Raw genomic sequence first — 15245 nt, 5'->3', positions numbered from 1 at the left:
CGCAGAGCATCGTCGAGGCCCTCGCCGACGTCCGCTCAGTCGGAAGCGAGCGGCTCGCCGCGCGCGGATTCTTCGGTGCCAGCCTGGCTCCGTGGCTGCACCTCGGCGGTTTCACCTTCAGCTCATGACGCCGCGCCGCCGGGCTCGCTGGACCACCGCTGTGGTGGTCGTCGCTGTCCTCATCGTCGTGCGCAACCTCGCCGGGCTCGACAGCGCCCCGCTGGGCGCATATGTCGATGAGACGTCGATCGGCTACAACGCCTGGGCGATCAGCACCCACGCCGTCGACGAGCACGGCGCCCATCTGCCGCTGTACTTCACCGCGTTTGGTGAGTACAAGAACCCCGTCTACATCTACACACTCAGCGCGCTGCTCAAGGTGCTGCCGCTCACCGTGGTCACCGAGCGGCTTCCCGCGGCGCTCTTCGGGCTGCTCGTCTGCCTCTTCCTCACGCTGATCGCCTGGCGTCGCAGCCGGTCACTGCCGGTGACGCTGATGGCGCTGGCGTTGCTCGGCGCCACGCCTTGGCTGACCGTCGAGAGCCGGGTGGGATTCGAGGTGATCTCGATGCTGGCGGCGGTGTCGGGGGCACTCTGGTGCCTCTCCGTTGCGCAGGACGGTGGCCGGCTGCGCTGGTACGTCGGCGCTGGTTGCCTGCTCGCCGTCTCCGTGTTCGCGTACAGCACCGGGCGCGTGGCCGTGGCGCTGCTCGTGGTGGCGCTGGCGGTCGCCGAGATCACGGGCGCGCGCCGCCTGCTCCGCGGCTGGCTGATCTCGCTGGTGCCGGTGGCCGGCGCGTACGCGCTGCTGTGGGCGTGGAACCTGAGCCACCCGGGGGCGCTGCTCGCCCGCTTCAACATCATCAGCATCACCGCCGACCACGCGGTGCTGTCCACGGTGATCGGCCGCTTCGCCGGCAACTACCTCACGTACTTCGGCCCGGAGTTCCTCTTCATCCAGGGCGACCATCGCGCCCGTCAGGCCACCCAGTTCGGCGGCATGCTGCTGTGGGTCACGCTGCCGCTGATCGCCGCCGGGGTCGTGGCCGCGTGGCGCCAGCGCGGCCAGCCGTTCATGCGCTTCATCGTCCTCGGCACGCTGGCGGCGCCGGTGAGCGCCGCGCTCACCCAGGAGAGCGTGCCCCACGCGTTGCGAGCGTCGCTGATGCTGCCGTTCCTGCTCGTGCTCGCTATCGAGGGGATGATCCTGCTGAGGGAGCTCACGCCGACGTGGCGCCGCGCCGCCGCGACGGGCGCAGGGCTGGCGCTGCTGGTGCAGGGCGTGCTCTTCACGGTCGACATGTACGCGACCTGGCCGGCACGGTCGGCGCTCGACTTCGACGCCGGGGAGATCGATGCCATCACCAGGGCGTCGGCCATGTCGAGCGGGGCGCAGCTGCTGCTATCCAACACCCTCGACCAGCCGTACATCCAGGCCGCGTTCACCTTCCGGCCGATGCCTCCGTCGAGCTTAACGGACGACTCGGCGGGGCCGCTGCTCGGCGCGATGAACATGGCGCTCGTCGACCCCGCGATGCCACCGGCTCGCCCCGGAGCCATCGCAGTGCTGAGCAGCGGCGACCCCGTTCCACCGGGAGCCCAACGCCTCTTCGACGAGGTCACGCCGGCCGCCTCATTTGCGTTGGGGAGCAAGCCGACGCAGTACGAGACCATCGTCGTGTACCGGCTGCGCTGAGGGCGGATTTCGTCGGGAGGCGCAGATCGACGCCGCCCTAGTAAAGTGCCGGTTCATGCGCGACGTGGTGATCGTCGAGGCGGTCCGCACACCGCTCGGCCGGGGCAGCCAGAAGAACGGGGACCTTCGCGACGTCCATCCGCTCAAGCTGGCCGCGCACGTGCTGCGCGAGGTGGTGGGACGTCCCGGCGTCGACCCCGCTTGCGTTGATGACGTGGTCATGGGGTGCGTCAGCCAGGTTGGCGAGCAGTCCATCAACGTGGCTCGGCAGGCGGTGTTGCTCGCCGGCTTCCCGATCGAGGTTCCCGCCACCACCGTCGACCGCCAGTGCGGCTCGTCGCAGCAGGCCGTGCACTTCGCCGCCAACCTGATCCAGTCGGGCGTGTGCGACGTCACCATCGCCGCCGGCGTCGAGAGCATGAGCCGCGTGCCGATGGGGAGCACGGTTCTGCAGGGCCCGGGCACCCCGTACCCACCGGAGCTTCTCGAGCAGTACAACCTCGTCAACCAGGGCCTCGCCGCCGAGATGATCGCCGAGCAGTGGGGCATCAGCCGCGCCGACGCGGATGCCTTCGCCACCGAGTCGCACCGCCGCGCCGCCGCGGCCCAGTCGGCGGGGTATTTCGATCGCGAGATCGCGCCGGTCGTGGTCGGCGAGAACGGCGAGAGCCAGGTGGTGTCGCAGGATCAGGGCATCCGCCCCGGCACCACCGTCGAGACGCTGGCGCAGTTGCAGCCGTCGTTCCGTCCGGACGGCATCCTCCACGCCGGCAACTCGTCGCAGATCACTGACGGCGCCTCGGCCATCCTGTTGATGTCGGCCGACAAGGCCCGCGAGCTCGGCGTGGTGGCGCGCGCCACCATCCGCGCCCAAGCGGTGGTCGGGGTTGACCCGGTGACCATGCTCACCGGCCCGATCCCGGCGACGCGCAAGGTGCTCGAGCGCAGTGGCCTGTCCATTGATGACATTGACCTGTTCGAGGTCAACGAAGCGTTCGCACCCGTAGTGCTCGCCTGGGAGCGCGAGCACCACCCCGACATGGCCCGGGTCAACGTCAACGGTGGCGCGATCGCGCTCGGCCACCCGCTGGGCGCCTCCGGCGCGCGACTGATGACCACCCTCCTCCACGAGATGGAGCGCCGCGACGCTCACACGGGGCTGGAGACGATGTGCTGCGGAGGCGGTTTGGGCATCGCCACGATCATCGTCCGCGACGCCTGACGGCCGCCTCGGCCCGGTCACGCTTCTGTCGCACGGTGGCCGACACTCTTCGGGTGCTTGGTATGCTCAGGCGGCCTTGCAGCCCCCTTCCACTGATCGGCGTGTCCCATGAAACGCGTTCTCATCATCGAGGACTACTACGCGTTGGCTGACATCGAGTCGCTCCTCTGCACCATGGAGGGCTACGAGGTGCGCGTCGCCAAGAGCGGCGACGAGGGGCTCAACGTCTTCTCCGATTTCAAGCCGGACCTCGTCCTGCTCGACCTCATGCTCCCCGGCGAGCTAAGCGGGACGCAGGTGCTCGAGAAGATCCGTGCCGACCATGGCGAGGACGCCAAGGTCCTGGTGGTCAGCGCTCTCGTCAACGCCACCACGACACCGAAGCTCGAGGCATACGGCAACGTCCAGACGCTGGCGAAGCCGTTCAAGATCAAGGAGCTCGCCTCTCGCATCCAGTCCATGCTCGCGGCCTGACTGCCGCCGCAGGCAAATGCGCGCCGAGCCGCCTCCCTCGTCGCGTGACGCGGACGATCCTCCCCTGCGGCCGCAGCGGCGCATGCCGTCGCAGCGCTGCCCGTACCTGGAGCAGATCCTCCGCGAACGCGCCGGCTTCGGACTGCTGACCAGGTATAAGGCCGACTGTCACGTCGATCACCGCACCCATCACTTCACCGGGCGACATCCGGTGCCGCCGTGCATCAGTGACCCGACGACGTGCCGCTTCTACCGCGAGCAGTGGGCCGAGGAGAGCCACCTCATCGACCGCTACCGGGACTGAGCGGCCACCACCTCGCGCGCCGGCTCCGGTGAGCCCGGTCCCTCGCCGTCGCCACCGCCGTACACCGCGAAGTAGTGCGCCTGCGGGTGGTGCAGCACGATGGCCGCGGTGGACTGCTCGGGCACCAACTGGAAGCCCTCGGTGAGCTCGACGCCGATCTGCTCGGCGGGGACGAGCTTGAAGAAGGTCTGGTGGTCCTCGAGGTCGGGGCACGAGGGATAGCCCCACGAGTAGCGCCGGCCACGGTCGGCGTCCAGACCGAGTTGCTCACGCATCCGCCTGTGCACCCACTCCGCGGTTGCCTCGGCCATCTGGGTGGCGAAGCCGTGGATGCGGAGCATGTCGTCGTACTCCCCGGTGCGCTGCAGCTCGTTGCTGAGCTCGGACGCGCCCGGACCGGTGGTCACCAGCTGGAGCGCGACCACGTCGCGCTCGCCGTCACGCGCTTCGTTGCGCGGCCGGACGTAGTCGGCGAGGCAGAGCCGGTTCTGGGCGCGCTGGCGGGGGAACGCGAAGCGCGCGATCTCGACGTCGTGCTGCTGCGGGTCGTAGATGACCACGTCGTCGCCGTCGGCGAGCGCGGGCCAGTATCCGTACACCGCTGACAGCCGCAGCCAGTCACCGCGACGGGCCTCGTCGATGGAGCGTGCCAGGCGGGGCTCGAGCTCATCCTTGAGGAGCGTCGCCCATTTCTGGGGGTCGTGCACGCCACGGAATTGCCAGCTCATCTTGAACAGCGAGTTGCGGTCGATGCACGGCACCACCTCGTCGAGGTCGATGTCCATCAGCGCGTGCGCGCCCCAGAACGGCGCGACCGGGATGGGCACGTCGGTGCGCGCCGCGCTCCGCGCGAGCACCGGGCCGCCGCTCGACTCGGCGGCCGCGGCGTGGCGGCGCGCGTCCCGCTGCTGATCGCGCTCGATCTGCTGCACCGCCTCCACCTTGGCGCGCTCGACGAGCGCCGTGCGGCGCGGCTCGTCCACCAGCTGCTCGACGGTGTCGAGGCCCTCGAAGGCGTCCTTGCAGTAGAAGACGCCGGGGTCATAGGTGCGGCCGTCGTCGAGCGTGAGGATGCGCCGTCCGAAACCGCGGTTGATGGCGGCGCCGCCGATGATCACCGGGAAACTGAGCTCGCGCGCGTCGAGCTCATGCAGGCACAGCGGCATCTGCTTGCTGGTGCTCACCAGCAGCGCGCTCAGCCCGATCACGTCCGCCTTGGCCTCGACAGCGCGGTCGATGATCGTGGCCAGCGGGACCTGCTTGCCGAGGTCGTGCACGGTGTAGCCGTTGTTGCTGAGGATGGTGTTGACGAGGTTCTTGCCGATGTCGTGTACGTCGCCGTACACGGTGGCCAGCACCACGGTGCCCTTGGACGTCCCCTCGACGCGGTCGAGGTATTTCTCGAGCTGGCCGACGGCGCGTTTCATCACCTCGGCGCTCTGCAGCACGAACGGGAGGATCAGCTCGCCCGCACCGAAGCGATCGCCGACCTCCTTCATCGCCGGCAGCAACACCTGGTTGAGCACGTCGACCGGGTCACGCTCGGCGACGGCGAGGTCGATCTGCTCCTCGATCCCGTCACGGCGGCGCTGCAGGATCTGCGCGTGGATGCGCTCCGCGGATGACATCCCCTCGAAGGGGTCGACGCTGCTGTCGGTGAGCGCGGCGTCGTCGGCGCCGTCGAAGTGGCCGATGAAGCGGGCCAGCGCGTCGCTGCGCCGGTTGAAGATGAGGTCCTCGGCCATCCCCCGCTCGGTGGCACCGATCTCCGGGTACGGGGTGATGTGCGCCGGGTTGACGATGGCGGCGTCCAGGCCCGCCTGCACGCAGTGGTACAGGAAGACGCTGTTGAGCGCCGGCCGGCTGGCCGGCGACAGCCCGAATGAGACGTTGGAGACGCCCAGCACCGTCAGGACACCAGGCAGCGCCTCCTTGATGCGCCGGAGGCCGTCGATGGTGTTGTGCGCAGAGTCGATGTACTCCGCCTCACCCGTGGCCAGGGTGAAGGTGAGCGCGTCGAAGAGGATCTGATGCGGCTGCAGCCCGAACTCGTCGCAGGCGATGTCGCGGATGCGCGTCGCCACCTCCAGCTTGCGGTCGGCGGTGTTGGCCATGCCCTGCTCGTCAATGGTCAGCGCGATCACGCAGGCACCGTGGTCGCGTACCAGGGGCAGCACCGCCTCGCAGCGGGTGCGACCGTTCTCCAGGTTGACGCTGTTGACCACCGCGCGCCCCGGGTTGGCCTCCAGAGCGGCGCGGATCACGGCGGCGTCGGTGCTGTCGATGATCAGCGGGGCGTCGACGGACATCTCCAGGCCGCGCACCACGGCGCGCATCTGCTCGGCCTCGTCGTTGCGCTCGGTGACAGCGACGCAGACGTCGAGCGCGTGCGCGCCGCCCTCGGACTGGCCGCGGCCGACGGCCACGATGTCGTCGTACTCCTCGGCGAGCAGCATCCGCTTCACCGCGCGCGAGCCCTGCGCGTTGACCCGCTCGCCGATGAGCATCGGCGCCGGCTGTTGCCTGAGCTCGATGTCGCTCATCGCGCTGGCCAGGCGGGGCACACCATCTCCCTGCTGCTGCGGTGCGGGCACAGTGCCCACCCGGCGCACCAGCTCGGCGATGTGCTCCGCGGTGGTCCCGCAGCAACCGCCGACGGCGGCGACGCCGAGACGGCGCACGAAGTCCTCAAGCTGCACACCCATGTCGACGGCCCCGAGCGGGAAGTGCGCGCGGCCGCCGACGTTGCTGGGGATGCCGGCGTTGGGGATGCACACGATCGGCACCGAGCTGCGCTCCGAGAGCACGCGGATGGCGTCGCGCATCAGCTCAGGGCCCGTCGAGCAGTTGAGCCCGATCACATCGACGCCGAGTGAATCGAGGATCGCCACCACGGCGCCGGGTTGGGTGCCCAGGAGCATGGTGCCGCTGGTGTCGAGAAGGCTGACCGATGCATGCAGCGGCAGCGTCACCCCGGTGCGGGTCATCGCCTCGCGAGCGCCGAAGATCGCGGCGCGCACCTCGAGAATGTCCTGCGCGGTCTCGATGATGAGCAGGTCGCTGCCGCCCTCGATCAAACCCTGCGCCTGCTCAGTGAAGGCCTCGACGAGCTCGCCGAAGCTGATCTTCGACAGCGCGGGATCGCTGGAGCTCGGCAGGTAGCCGGTGGGGCCCATGCTGCCCGCGACGAAGCGCGACTGGTGGGGAGTGCTGTACTCAGCGCACAGCCGCCGTGCCAGGGCAGCGGCGTCGCGGTTCAGCTCGAGCGTGCGGTCCGCCTGTCCCCACTCCGCCAGACGCAGCCGGGTGGCCTGGAAGGTGGCGGTTTCCAGCACGTCGCAGCCCACTTCCAGGAACGAGCGATGCACGGCCTCGACGAGGTGTGGCGCATGCAGGACGAGCCCGTCCATCCAGCCCTCCAGCGCCGCACCTCCGAAGTCGGCGACGGTGGGCTCGAGCGCGTGCAGACCCGTGCCCATGGCGCCGTCAAAGACGAGGACACGTTTGCTGAGCGCTTCGAGAAAAGAGCGGCGACCGCTCTCTGCTGGCTGGGACATTCCCTCTCCTGTTAGTTCACCTGATTCTATAGGCGAATTCGATTCCCACGGCCCGCGGCTGTCGAGTGGGCCGTGCTACCCTCGACCGGCAGTTGCGGGCGCTCCCGCCCTTTACAGGAGATCCTCTTGGCACGACGTCCACCTCGTCCCGGCGGCGCACGCCGCCGCGGCCCCGCGCGCCGCCGCGATCCCGCGGCCGCTGCCGTGGCTGCCGAGGCCAAGGAGGAGACGATCGAGATGGACGCCACCGTCGTCGAGCCGCTTCCCAACGCGATGTTCAAGGTGAAGCTGCTCACCGGTCAGGAGGTGCTCGCCTACACCGCCGGCAAGATGCGCAAATTTTACATAAGGATTCTGATCGGCGACAAGGTGCGCGTCGAGCTGAGCCCGTACGACCTGACACGCGGACGGATCACCTTCCGCTACAAGTGAGGCCGTCATCGCGGTCTACATCATCGCGATCGTCCTCGTCATTCTCTTCCTGGTCGCCGCCTATCGTTCGCTGGGCGGCTCGACCCCGAAGGCCGGCGATTCCGGCCTCCTGCTGAGGGCGCTGCACGACCAGCTGCTGACCTCGGTGGCAGCGCTCACGGCCCAGCTCGACGCAGGCCAAGCGACCGCCGAGATGGCCGCCGACTCGGACGCGGCGCGCGGCGGCCGCAAGGTGAGCGCAGCCGTGCAGCAAACCCTCGACCGGCTCCCGCCTCACGAGCCGCTCGACAACAGAGACGCCACGGCGCGAACGCTGCTCGCGGCCGCCGCCGAGGACGCCGCGTGGGCATGGCGGATGATCCAGGCACCGTCCGCCAGCCCCGCATTGGCGGAGGCGGCGCGGGCACTCGCCGGCCACGCGGCGGAGTGCTGCGACCAGGCCGAGCCGCTACTGCGCTCTGCGCTGCTCGGCGAACCAGGCGACGGTGCGTGACAGCCCTTCCTCGAGGACTACGCGCGGTTGCCAGCCCAGTCGGTCGGTGGCGAGGCTGGCGTCGAGGCAGGAGACGCGCTGCTCTCCCGGCTTCGCGGGTCCATGCCGGGCGGGCCGGTCGACGCCGGCCGTCTGCGCCATCAGCGCGTACAGCTGGTTGACGTCACAAGTCCGGCCGGTGCCGATGTTGTACGCGCCGAGCGTCGGCGTCTCCGCGGCTCGCAGGTTGGCCGCGACGACGTCGTCGACGTAGACGTAGTCGCGCGTCTGCTCGCCGTCGCCGTTGATGACCGCGTCCTCACCGCGCAGCAGCCGCTCCGCGAAGATGGCCACCACCCCCGCCTCGCCGTGCGGGTCCTGACGCGGGCCGTAGACGTTGGCGTAACGCAGTGCGACGAACTCCAGGCCGCCAACCTGCTGGAACACCGAACCGTACGCCTCGCCGGCGAGCTTGGCCGCACCATACGCGGACGCGGGCCGGCTGGGGTGCGTCTCCGGTGTCGGCAGCACATCGGTGTCGCCGTACAGCGCGCCACCGCTGGACGCGAAGACCACCCTACGCACCCCGGCGCGCACGCACGCCTCGAGCACGTTGACCGTACCGAGCACGTTGACCCGGGTGTCGAATACCGGCTCCGCCACGGAACGGCGCACGTCGATCTGCGCGGCCTCGTGGAACACCACCTCCGGCGCGATTGAGGCCACCAGTGCCACAAGTCGTTCGTCGACGACGTCGAGCTGGTGGAAGTCCGCCGCCTCAGCCACCTGCGCACGTTGCCCGCGCGACAGATCGTCGACGACGGACACCTGGGCACCGTTGGCCACCAGCGCGTCGACGAGCGTCGAGCCGATGAAGCCGGCGCCACCGGTGACCAGCGCCCTCACGGCGCCGCGCCCGTCACCGCCGAGTCGACCGGCCGGGGTACGCGAACATGCAGCACGGCGAACACCACCGCACCAATGATCACCACGCTGCCGTAGCTGATGCTGCGGTCGAGTAGCGCGATCGACAGCGCCGCCTCGCGGCCGAGGCCGCCGACGCTCACCAGCACCCCAACCATCCCCGCCTCGACGAGCCCGAGGCCGCCCGGCAGGAACGGCACGGTGGTGAGCAGCGCAGCCACCAGCGCGATCAGCAGAAGCTGCGCCGCGCCCAGCGACGACCCGTCGCCGAGCGCGTACACCACACATGCGAGACGGGCGCTCTCCATGATCCACACGAGCGCGGTCAACGCCACCAGCACCGGCATGTTCCTGAAGGAGTCGACGGTGCCCATGCGGAAGCTCTCGTAGCGATGGAACACCGCCTCGGGGAGCAGTCGGAGCAGCCGCTGGCCGCGACCCGCGCGCATCACGAGGATGGCCCCGATGCCGGCCGCGCAGACCGCCACGCCGGCGACGAGGTACGGGATCAGCACAGCCGGGGCACGATCGTGGAAGACGATGGCGCCCGCGACCAGTAGCAGCACCATCAGCACCACTAGGTCGAGGAGGCGCTCGGCGATGATGGTGCCGAGCGCACGCGCGGCCGGGACGTGCTGGCGCAACCGCGCCAGATAGGCCCGATAGATGTCGCCCATCTTGGCCGGCACCACGCAGTTGACGAAGAACGACACCATCAGGATGGGTAGCAGCGGCAGAGTGGGTTGGTCCTCGCCGGCGTTGCGGAGCAGCAGCTTCCAGCGCCAGGTGCGCACAAGGAAGGACGCGTAGTACACGAGCAGCGCGGCCACGTAGAGACCGAGCGTCGCATGGCGGATCCGTGACCACGCGTCCGACCAGTTGATCGGTGCCCGCCACACCGCCACAGCCACGATGATCGCGGCGGCGACGAGCGAGATGATGGTGCGGCGGTTGAGAAGGCGGGACGGCGGCGTCATCGCGCCGGCGTCGACCGCCGGCTCCGCCACCGCGGAACTGGGCGACACGGCCGACAACGGTACCATCGGCCGCCCCGCCGGCAGCGCCGGCCGGCTCAGGGGGCCCGGCGCCGGCCCATCCGGCTCATCAACGGACGCCGCTGCTCCGGTGTGGACAACTCCTCGAGGTGGCGTTCGCGTTCGGCGAGCACGCGCGTGACCGTGTCGATGCGAGTGCCGTCACCCCGTTCGGCCAGAGGGCGGCTGTCCCACTGGCGCACGTGGAACACCCCCTTGAGCGCGCAGTAGGGGATGGCCAGGGTGGTCAGCTCAACACCGCCCGGGGGGAAGACCTTCCAGATCCCGCCGTGGCGACCGAGCAGCGCGTCGGGCGCGATCGACGCCCGCAGCACCTGGCCGTCGATGAAGTGGAAGGCCGCCCGGTCCCATCCCGCCACCACGTCCTCCGCTGGGGGCGGCTCGGGCGCGCCCACGATGATCTGGGTAATCGCGGTCAGCGGCAGGATGGCGCGCTGGTTGTTGGGCTCGACGCCCCGCACCTCGGCCTCGATCACAGGCATCTCGAAGGTGAGCTCGGGGATCTCGGCGTGGAGCACCTCGCCGTCGACGAAGCTGATCACCACCGCAGGCATGCCCGCAGGGTACGGCAGCGCCGAGCGTTACCGCGCTTCTATCGTCACCGATCGGTCACAGAGGGTCGCTGCCGGCGGGACGTACGATGAGCCTGAGCAAGGCCATGCGCATCTTCACAGCCGTCCCGGCCCCCGCGGCGAAGCATCTCTCGCGACGCCGAACCCCTGGCCTTCGAACCGGAGCGGTCGGCGCGACGCTGATGCTTGTTTTCGCCTGCGCGCTCCTGTTGGCGGCGACGACCGCGGCCGCCGCCAACGAGGGCCCGAGGCCGACGCCGGCCTTCGCGGCGAAGCCACCGCTGTTGCCCACCCCGACGCTGGCTCCCCTCCCCGTCGTGGTGTCGCCGGCCCCCTCCCGCCACGTCGCCACACGTCCGCCGGCTGCGGCGACGCCGTCACCGCTGCTGCTGCCGATCGCTCCCCCGGCGCCGCGACCGGCTCCCCCGGCGACCTCTCCGCCCGGCGCGGTGGAGGGCATCCAGGTGCAGAGCCCCCGCATCCTCGCGCCGGTCGCCGTCCTGCCGGCGCCGGCGTCATCCAGCGGCGCCGGGTCGTCGGTTGTCCCGCTTGGACTTCTCGCCGCATTCGTCGCCACACTGCTGATCGCCACAGGGCTGACCGCGCGGCACAGGCTGTAATGCGCCGGCTGCGCTTTCGGCGGCTGTGGACGCGCCTCAACTTCTCGGTCAAGTTCGCGGCGATCATCGCCGTGGCCGGGATCCTGATGGCGATCATCCCGCTGACGCTGGCCAACAACGAGAACCGCAACCAGGCCGCCCAGCGAGCGACCGACAAGGCGGGCATCGTCGTCAACCTCATCGGCGGGCAGCAGCGCTCGCTGGCGTCATTTGCCTCGGGCATGTCACAGGAGCTGGCGGCGCCGCTCACCGCCCGTGACACGGCGACGCTGCGGAGCACCCTGCGCCGTTACTCGCAGGTCAACACCCCGTCCGACATCGTCGGCGCGAGCGGACCACTCGCCGACATCGCCGTCAGCGCCGGAACACCGCGGCCGGCAAGCGACGCCGTCGTCCGGGCACTGGTCGGCTCGTTGGGGTCCGCGCCGCTCGTCGTCGCTGGGCCTGACGGCACGCCGTGGCTGATCGCGTCGGCGGGCGTCACCGGCACGACCGAGAACGTCTTCATCGCCCGTCCCATCGACGCCGCCTTCCTCCGCGCGCTCGACGGCACCATCACCACCTCGGCCGACCCCGCGGGGATCGCCGTGGTGCGCGCCAACCGCGTGGTCTCGGCGGGCAGCAGCGTGGTGGACCAGCAGGTGACCCTGGGAGGCAACCTCGACAGCGGTGTCGTCGCTGTTCTCGGGCCGGACGCCGGCGCCCAGGTGGTCGCTGTGGGAGGGCGCGAGGCTGGCGCCGACGCACAGCCGCTCGGCGCGGGCTACTCCATCCTGGTCACCACGCCGGTCTCGGCGGTGACCACCTTCTGGCAGCCGACCGCGATCCTCCTCGGCCTGATCGTGGTCGCGATGTTCTTCATCGTCCTGGTGGTGCAGACCGACCTGCAGCGACCGCTGCGCCGTCTCGACCGCGCCGTCGCCGCGCTGGCCCGCGACGAGTACGACGTGCCGGTGCCGCACATCGCCAACGACGAGATCGGCCGTCTCGCCGCGAGCTTCGAGGCGATGCGCCGCCAGCTGCGAGCCACGATTAACGGTGCGCGCGCCCGCGCCGCGATCGCCAGCGAGCTCAACTCACCGCAGCCGCTGGAGACCGCGCTCAGTGAGGTGTGCGCGCAGCTGCGCGCCTCCGCGGGGGCGGACGCCTCGTTCATCCTGGTGCAGGGCTCCGAGATGGCCGACGGCTTCGCGGTCACCGAGGGCACCTCCGTCGAGGGCGACGTCGCCACCCTCCTCGGCGCCGAGGGCCCCATCGGCGCCGCATACCGCCACCTCGGTCCCGACGCGGTGCTCGTCGGCGCCGGCGCAGGCAGCGCGGAGGCACAGAGCGGCCTGCTCGAGTTCTGCACAGCACCGCTGCGCATGGGCCGCAACGTCCTCGGCGTCCTGGGCATCGCCCGCACCGCGGGCGGGTTCACCAACAGCGACGCCTCCCTGGTGGCGAGCTCTGCCGAGCAGGTGGCGCTGTCCCTGGAGCGCTACCGATTCATCGCCATGATGCAGCGTCAGGCGAGCACGGACGACCTCACCGGGCTCTACAACCACCGCTTCCTCATCGACTACCTCGGCCAGCAGGTCGCCCTCGCCGAGCGGCTCAACACGCCGCTGGCGATCCTGGTCATCGACCTCGACCACTTCAAGCGGGTCAACGACACGTACGGCCATCCCGTCGGGGACGCCGTGCTCAGCGGCTTCGCGCAGACGCTGGTGGGCAGCATCCGTCGGGCCGACCTCGCCGCCCGCTACGGTGGTGAGGAGTTCATCGTGGTCATGTCCAACACCGCCGCCGTCGACGCCCGCCGCGTCGCCGAGAAGATCCGCGGCGCGGCTGAGGCGATGCTCGTGCCCATCGACGGCGGTCGCAACAACGTGTCCGTGTCGGTCAGCGTGGGCGGCGCCGCGTACCCGGAGGACACCACAACCGCAACCGAATTGCTGGCGACCGCGGACGCAGCCCTCTACGATGCGAAGCACCGCGGTCGCAACCGCGTGTGCATGGCCGGCGATCGGCACGCCATGGAGGGTCCCAGCAATGTCACCGTCATCCGCCCCCGTCGATCTGCGCAGTGACACCTTCACAACCCCCGACGGGGAGATGCGCGCGGTGATGGCGCGCGCGGAGGTGGGCGACGACGTGTGGGGCGAGGATCCCACCGTCCACCGGCTCGAGGAGGAGGTGGCCTCGCGGCTGGGCAAGGAGGCGGCAGTGTTCGTCCCCAGCGGAACCATGGGCAACCTGGCGTCGCTGTGCGCGCAGACCCGCCCCGGCAACGACGTGATCGTCGACTCGCAGTCGCACGTGGTGCTCAACGAGGCCGGTGGCGCTGGTGCGATCGCCGGGGTGATGATCAGCACCGTCGATGCTGTCGGTGGAGCTCCGGCGGCCGCCCAGGTGACCGCTGTGCTGCGCGTGCCGGACATCCATCACCCGGTGGCGCGCCTGCTCTGGCTCGAGAATACGCATGGAGCGCGCGCCGGGATGGCGGTGTCCGCCGACGCGATGGCCGCGGCGGCGGGCGTGGCCCACGGCGCCGGCCTGCGTGTCCACTGCGACGGGGCCAGGCTGTTCAACGCCGCCGTCGCGCTCGGCGTCGATCCCACCCGCCTGGTGAGCGCCTGCGACACCGTCTCCGTGTGCCTCAGCAAGGGTCTCGGTGCGCCGGTCGGCTCGGTGGTGAGCGGCGACGCCGCCTGCATCACCGAGGTGCGGCTGTGGCGCAAGCGGCTCGGCGGCGGTATGCGCCAGGCGGGCATCCTCGCCGCCGCCGGCCTGCACGCGCTCAGCCACAACATCGACCGCCTCGCCGAGGACCACGCCAACGCCGCCGTGCTCGCCGCCGCCCTGCGCGGCACTCCGGGGGTGAGCGTCGTCGAGGTGGCGGTGCCCACCAACATGGTCATGCTCGACACCGACGTCCCCGCCCAGCAGGTGGTCGACGCGGCCGCTCACGACGGGGTGCTGATCCACGCGCTCAGCGACCACAGGGTGCGCTGCGTCACCCATCGCGACCTCGACCGCGCTGCGGTGGGTCGCGCTGCGGACGTCCTCAGCGGGTTCTTCGCCGGCCGGCTGACCGCGGCGGGCTGAAGTCCCGGGAGACAAAGAAAAGGCCCCGCCTTGCGGCGGGGCCTTCCTCTCTGACGACGACGTCAGCTGATGACTGGAGTGGCGGGCGTCGACGCTGCCGCTGCCGGCGCCGAGGCGATGGCACCGCGACGTGCGCCCACGCGCTTGGCGGTGGGGCGCTTGGCGGTCGACTTGCGCGCGGTTGCCCTCTTGGCGGTCGACTTGCGGGCGCCGGTGCGCTTGGCGGTCGACTTGCGCGCGGTGGTGCGCTTGGTGGTCGACTTGCGGGCGCCGATGCGCTTGGCGGTCGACTTGCGCGCGGTGGTGCGCTTGGCGGTCGACTTGCGGGCGCCGGTGCGCTTCGCGGCGGTCTTGCGACGAGCCGAGGTCGCCTTGCGGGTGGCGGTGCGCTTCGCCGTGGTGGCGCGCTTCGCGACCGACTTGCGGGCGCCCGTGGCGCGGCGGCGGACGGTCCGCTTGGCGGATGTCGCCTTGCGGGTGGCGGTGCGCTTGGCTGCTCCGGTACGGCGCTTGGCCGTCCGCTTCGTGGCGCCGGCGCGGCGCGTGGTGGTCCGCTTCGCGGACGTGGCCTTGCGGGTGGTCCGGCGCTTGGCGGTGGTGGCACGCTTGGCGGTGCCGCCGACGACGCGCCGTGCTGCCTTGCGAATCTCACCTTCGAGGCGCGACACGCTCTTCTCGAGTCCGGCGAGTCTCTTCTCGAGCTCGTTGACGGGGAGGGCCTTGACGAGCCCCTGCACCGCTTTCAGTAGGTCGCCTCCACCACTGTTGGCGCGACGACTCACGCGTTTGACGGTGCGGCTGACAGCTTTGTCAATGCCGCTTCTCCT

General features: G+C 70.5%; 14 protein-coding genes. 9 read left to right on the top strand and 5 right to left on the bottom strand.

The features are described 5' to 3' along the window. The first annotated feature begins 124 nt into the window (after window positions 1-124). The 4 genes from JF886_RS13770 to JF886_RS13755 all read left to right on the top strand — a co-directional run bounded on the left by JF886_RS13770 (window position 125) and on the right by JF886_RS13755 (window position 3696). Window positions 125-1696, top strand: coding sequence for a glycosyltransferase family protein (locus JF886_RS13770; protein ID WP_337313418.1), 1572 nt, complete (start codon window positions 125-127; stop codon window positions 1694-1696). 55 nt (window positions 1697-1751) lie between these two features. Then, entirely contained in the window at window positions 1752-2918 is a 1167-nt protein-coding gene (locus tag JF886_RS13765; RefSeq protein WP_337313416.1) for a thiolase family protein, read from the top strand. A gap of 108 nt (window positions 2919-3026) precedes the next feature. After that, window positions 3027-3392, top strand: coding sequence for a response regulator transcription factor (locus tag JF886_RS13760; RefSeq protein WP_337313414.1), 366 nt, complete (start codon window positions 3027-3029; stop codon window positions 3390-3392). A gap of 82 nt (window positions 3393-3474) precedes the next feature. After that, complete coding sequence (locus JF886_RS13755) at window positions 3475-3696, top strand: hypothetical protein (RefSeq protein ID WP_337313412.1); 222 nt, start codon at window positions 3475-3477, stop codon at window positions 3694-3696. Here JF886_RS13755 and metH read toward each other — a convergent pair. Then, window positions 3684-7253: a methionine synthase gene (metH, locus tag JF886_RS13750; RefSeq protein WP_337313410.1), complete on the bottom strand. Its 3570-nt coding sequence runs from the start codon at window positions 7251-7253 to the stop codon at window positions 3684-3686. The genes JF886_RS13755 and metH overlap by 13 nt on opposite strands. Before the next feature lie 204 nt (window positions 7254-7457). Here metH and infA point away from each other — a divergent pair, with 204 nt between their 5' ends. Continuing rightward, entirely contained in the window at window positions 7458-7685 is a 228-nt protein-coding gene (gene infA / locus JF886_RS13745) for a translation initiation factor IF-1 (protein WP_337313420.1), read from the top strand. Window positions 7686-7830: 145 nt separating this feature from the next. After that, window positions 7831-8178 carry a hypothetical protein gene (locus JF886_RS13740; protein WP_337313407.1) on the top strand — a complete coding sequence of 116 codons (348 nt, stop codon included), beginning with the start codon at window positions 7831-7833 and terminating at the stop codon, window positions 8176-8178. Here the strand turns inward: JF886_RS13740 and JF886_RS13735 are convergent. From JF886_RS13735 to JF886_RS13725, 3 genes are read right to left on the bottom strand one after another with little or no spacing between them, the layout of a single operon-like run. Further along, window positions 8134-9063: an NAD-dependent epimerase/dehydratase family protein gene (locus JF886_RS13735; protein WP_337313406.1), complete on the bottom strand. Its 930-nt coding sequence runs from the start codon at window positions 9061-9063 to the stop codon at window positions 8134-8136. The genes JF886_RS13740 and JF886_RS13735 overlap by 45 nt on opposite strands. After that, window positions 9060-10106, bottom strand: coding sequence for a lysylphosphatidylglycerol synthase transmembrane domain-containing protein (locus JF886_RS13730; RefSeq protein ID WP_337313404.1), 1047 nt, complete (start codon window positions 10104-10106; stop codon window positions 9060-9062). Before JF886_RS13730 ends, JF886_RS13735 begins: the two co-directional genes overlap by 4 nt. A gap of 47 nt (window positions 10107-10153) precedes the next feature. After that, window positions 10154-10690: a hypothetical protein gene (locus JF886_RS13725; RefSeq protein ID WP_337313402.1), complete on the bottom strand. Its 537-nt coding sequence runs from the start codon at window positions 10688-10690 to the stop codon at window positions 10154-10156. Window positions 10691-10776: 86 nt separating this feature from the next. Between JF886_RS13725 and JF886_RS13720 the strand changes: the two genes are divergently transcribed. The 3 genes from JF886_RS13720 to JF886_RS13710 are packed head-to-tail and all read left to right on the top strand — an operon-like array spanning window position 10777 to window position 14418. Next, window positions 10777-11328, top strand: coding sequence for a hypothetical protein (locus JF886_RS13720; protein WP_337313400.1), 552 nt, complete (start codon window positions 10777-10779; stop codon window positions 11326-11328). Next, entirely contained in the window at window positions 11328-13400 is a 2073-nt protein-coding gene (locus JF886_RS13715) for a diguanylate cyclase (protein WP_337313399.1), read from the top strand. Before JF886_RS13720 ends, JF886_RS13715 begins: the two co-directional genes overlap by 1 nt. Next, on the top strand, window positions 13363-14418 hold the full coding sequence (locus JF886_RS13710) for a GntG family PLP-dependent aldolase (RefSeq protein WP_337313397.1): 1056 nt from the start codon (window positions 13363-13365) through the stop codon (window positions 14416-14418). Before JF886_RS13715 ends, JF886_RS13710 begins: the two co-directional genes overlap by 38 nt. A 62-nt stretch (window positions 14419-14480) precedes the next feature. Here the strand turns inward: JF886_RS13710 and JF886_RS13705 are convergent, their stop codons facing one another. Next, on the bottom strand, window positions 14481-15200 hold the full coding sequence (locus tag JF886_RS13705; RefSeq protein WP_337313395.1) for a hypothetical protein: 720 nt from the start codon (window positions 15198-15200) through the stop codon (window positions 14481-14483). Between the last annotated feature and the right edge of the window lie 45 nt (window positions 15201-15245).

Origin of the sequence: Candidatus Aeolococcus gillhamiae (assembly GCF_016464765.1) — a bacterium.
Classification (GTDB): Bacteria; Chloroflexota; Dormibacteria; order Aeolococcales; family Aeolococcaceae; genus Aeolococcus; species Aeolococcus gillhamiae.
Note: the sequence above shows the minus strand (reverse complement) of the source record. Positions and strands in the feature narration are given on the sequence as shown.

Excerpts from the sequence above, each read along its gene's own strand:
- JF886_RS13770 (WP_337313418.1), top strand. The coding sequence starts at position 125 with ATGACGCCGCGCCGCCGGGCTCGCTGGACCACCGCTGTGGTGGTCGTC.
- JF886_RS13765 (WP_337313416.1), top strand. The coding sequence starts at position 1,752 with ATGCGCGACGTGGTGATCGTCGAGGCGGTCCGCACACCGCTCGGCCGG.
- JF886_RS13760 (WP_337313414.1), top strand. The coding sequence starts at position 3,027 with ATGAAACGCGTTCTCATCATCGAGGACTACTACGCGTTGGCTGACATC.
- JF886_RS13755 (WP_337313412.1), top strand. The coding sequence starts at position 3,475 with ATGCCGTCGCAGCGCTGCCCGTACCTGGAGCAGATCCTCCGCGAACGC.
- metH (WP_337313410.1), bottom strand. The coding sequence starts at position 7,253 with ATGTCCCAGCCAGCAGAGAGCGGTCGCCGCTCTTTTCTCGAAGCGCTC.
- JF886_RS13725 (WP_337313402.1), bottom strand. The coding sequence starts at position 10,690 with ATGCCTGCGGTGGTGATCAGCTTCGTCGACGGCGAGGTGCTCCACGCC.
- JF886_RS13720 (WP_337313400.1), top strand. The coding sequence starts at position 10,777 with ATGAGCCTGAGCAAGGCCATGCGCATCTTCACAGCCGTCCCGGCCCCC.
- JF886_RS13715 (WP_337313399.1), top strand. The coding sequence starts at position 11,328 with ATGCGCCGGCTGCGCTTTCGGCGGCTGTGGACGCGCCTCAACTTCTCG.
- JF886_RS13710 (WP_337313397.1), top strand. The coding sequence starts at position 13,363 with ATGTCACCGTCATCCGCCCCCGTCGATCTGCGCAGTGACACCTTCACA.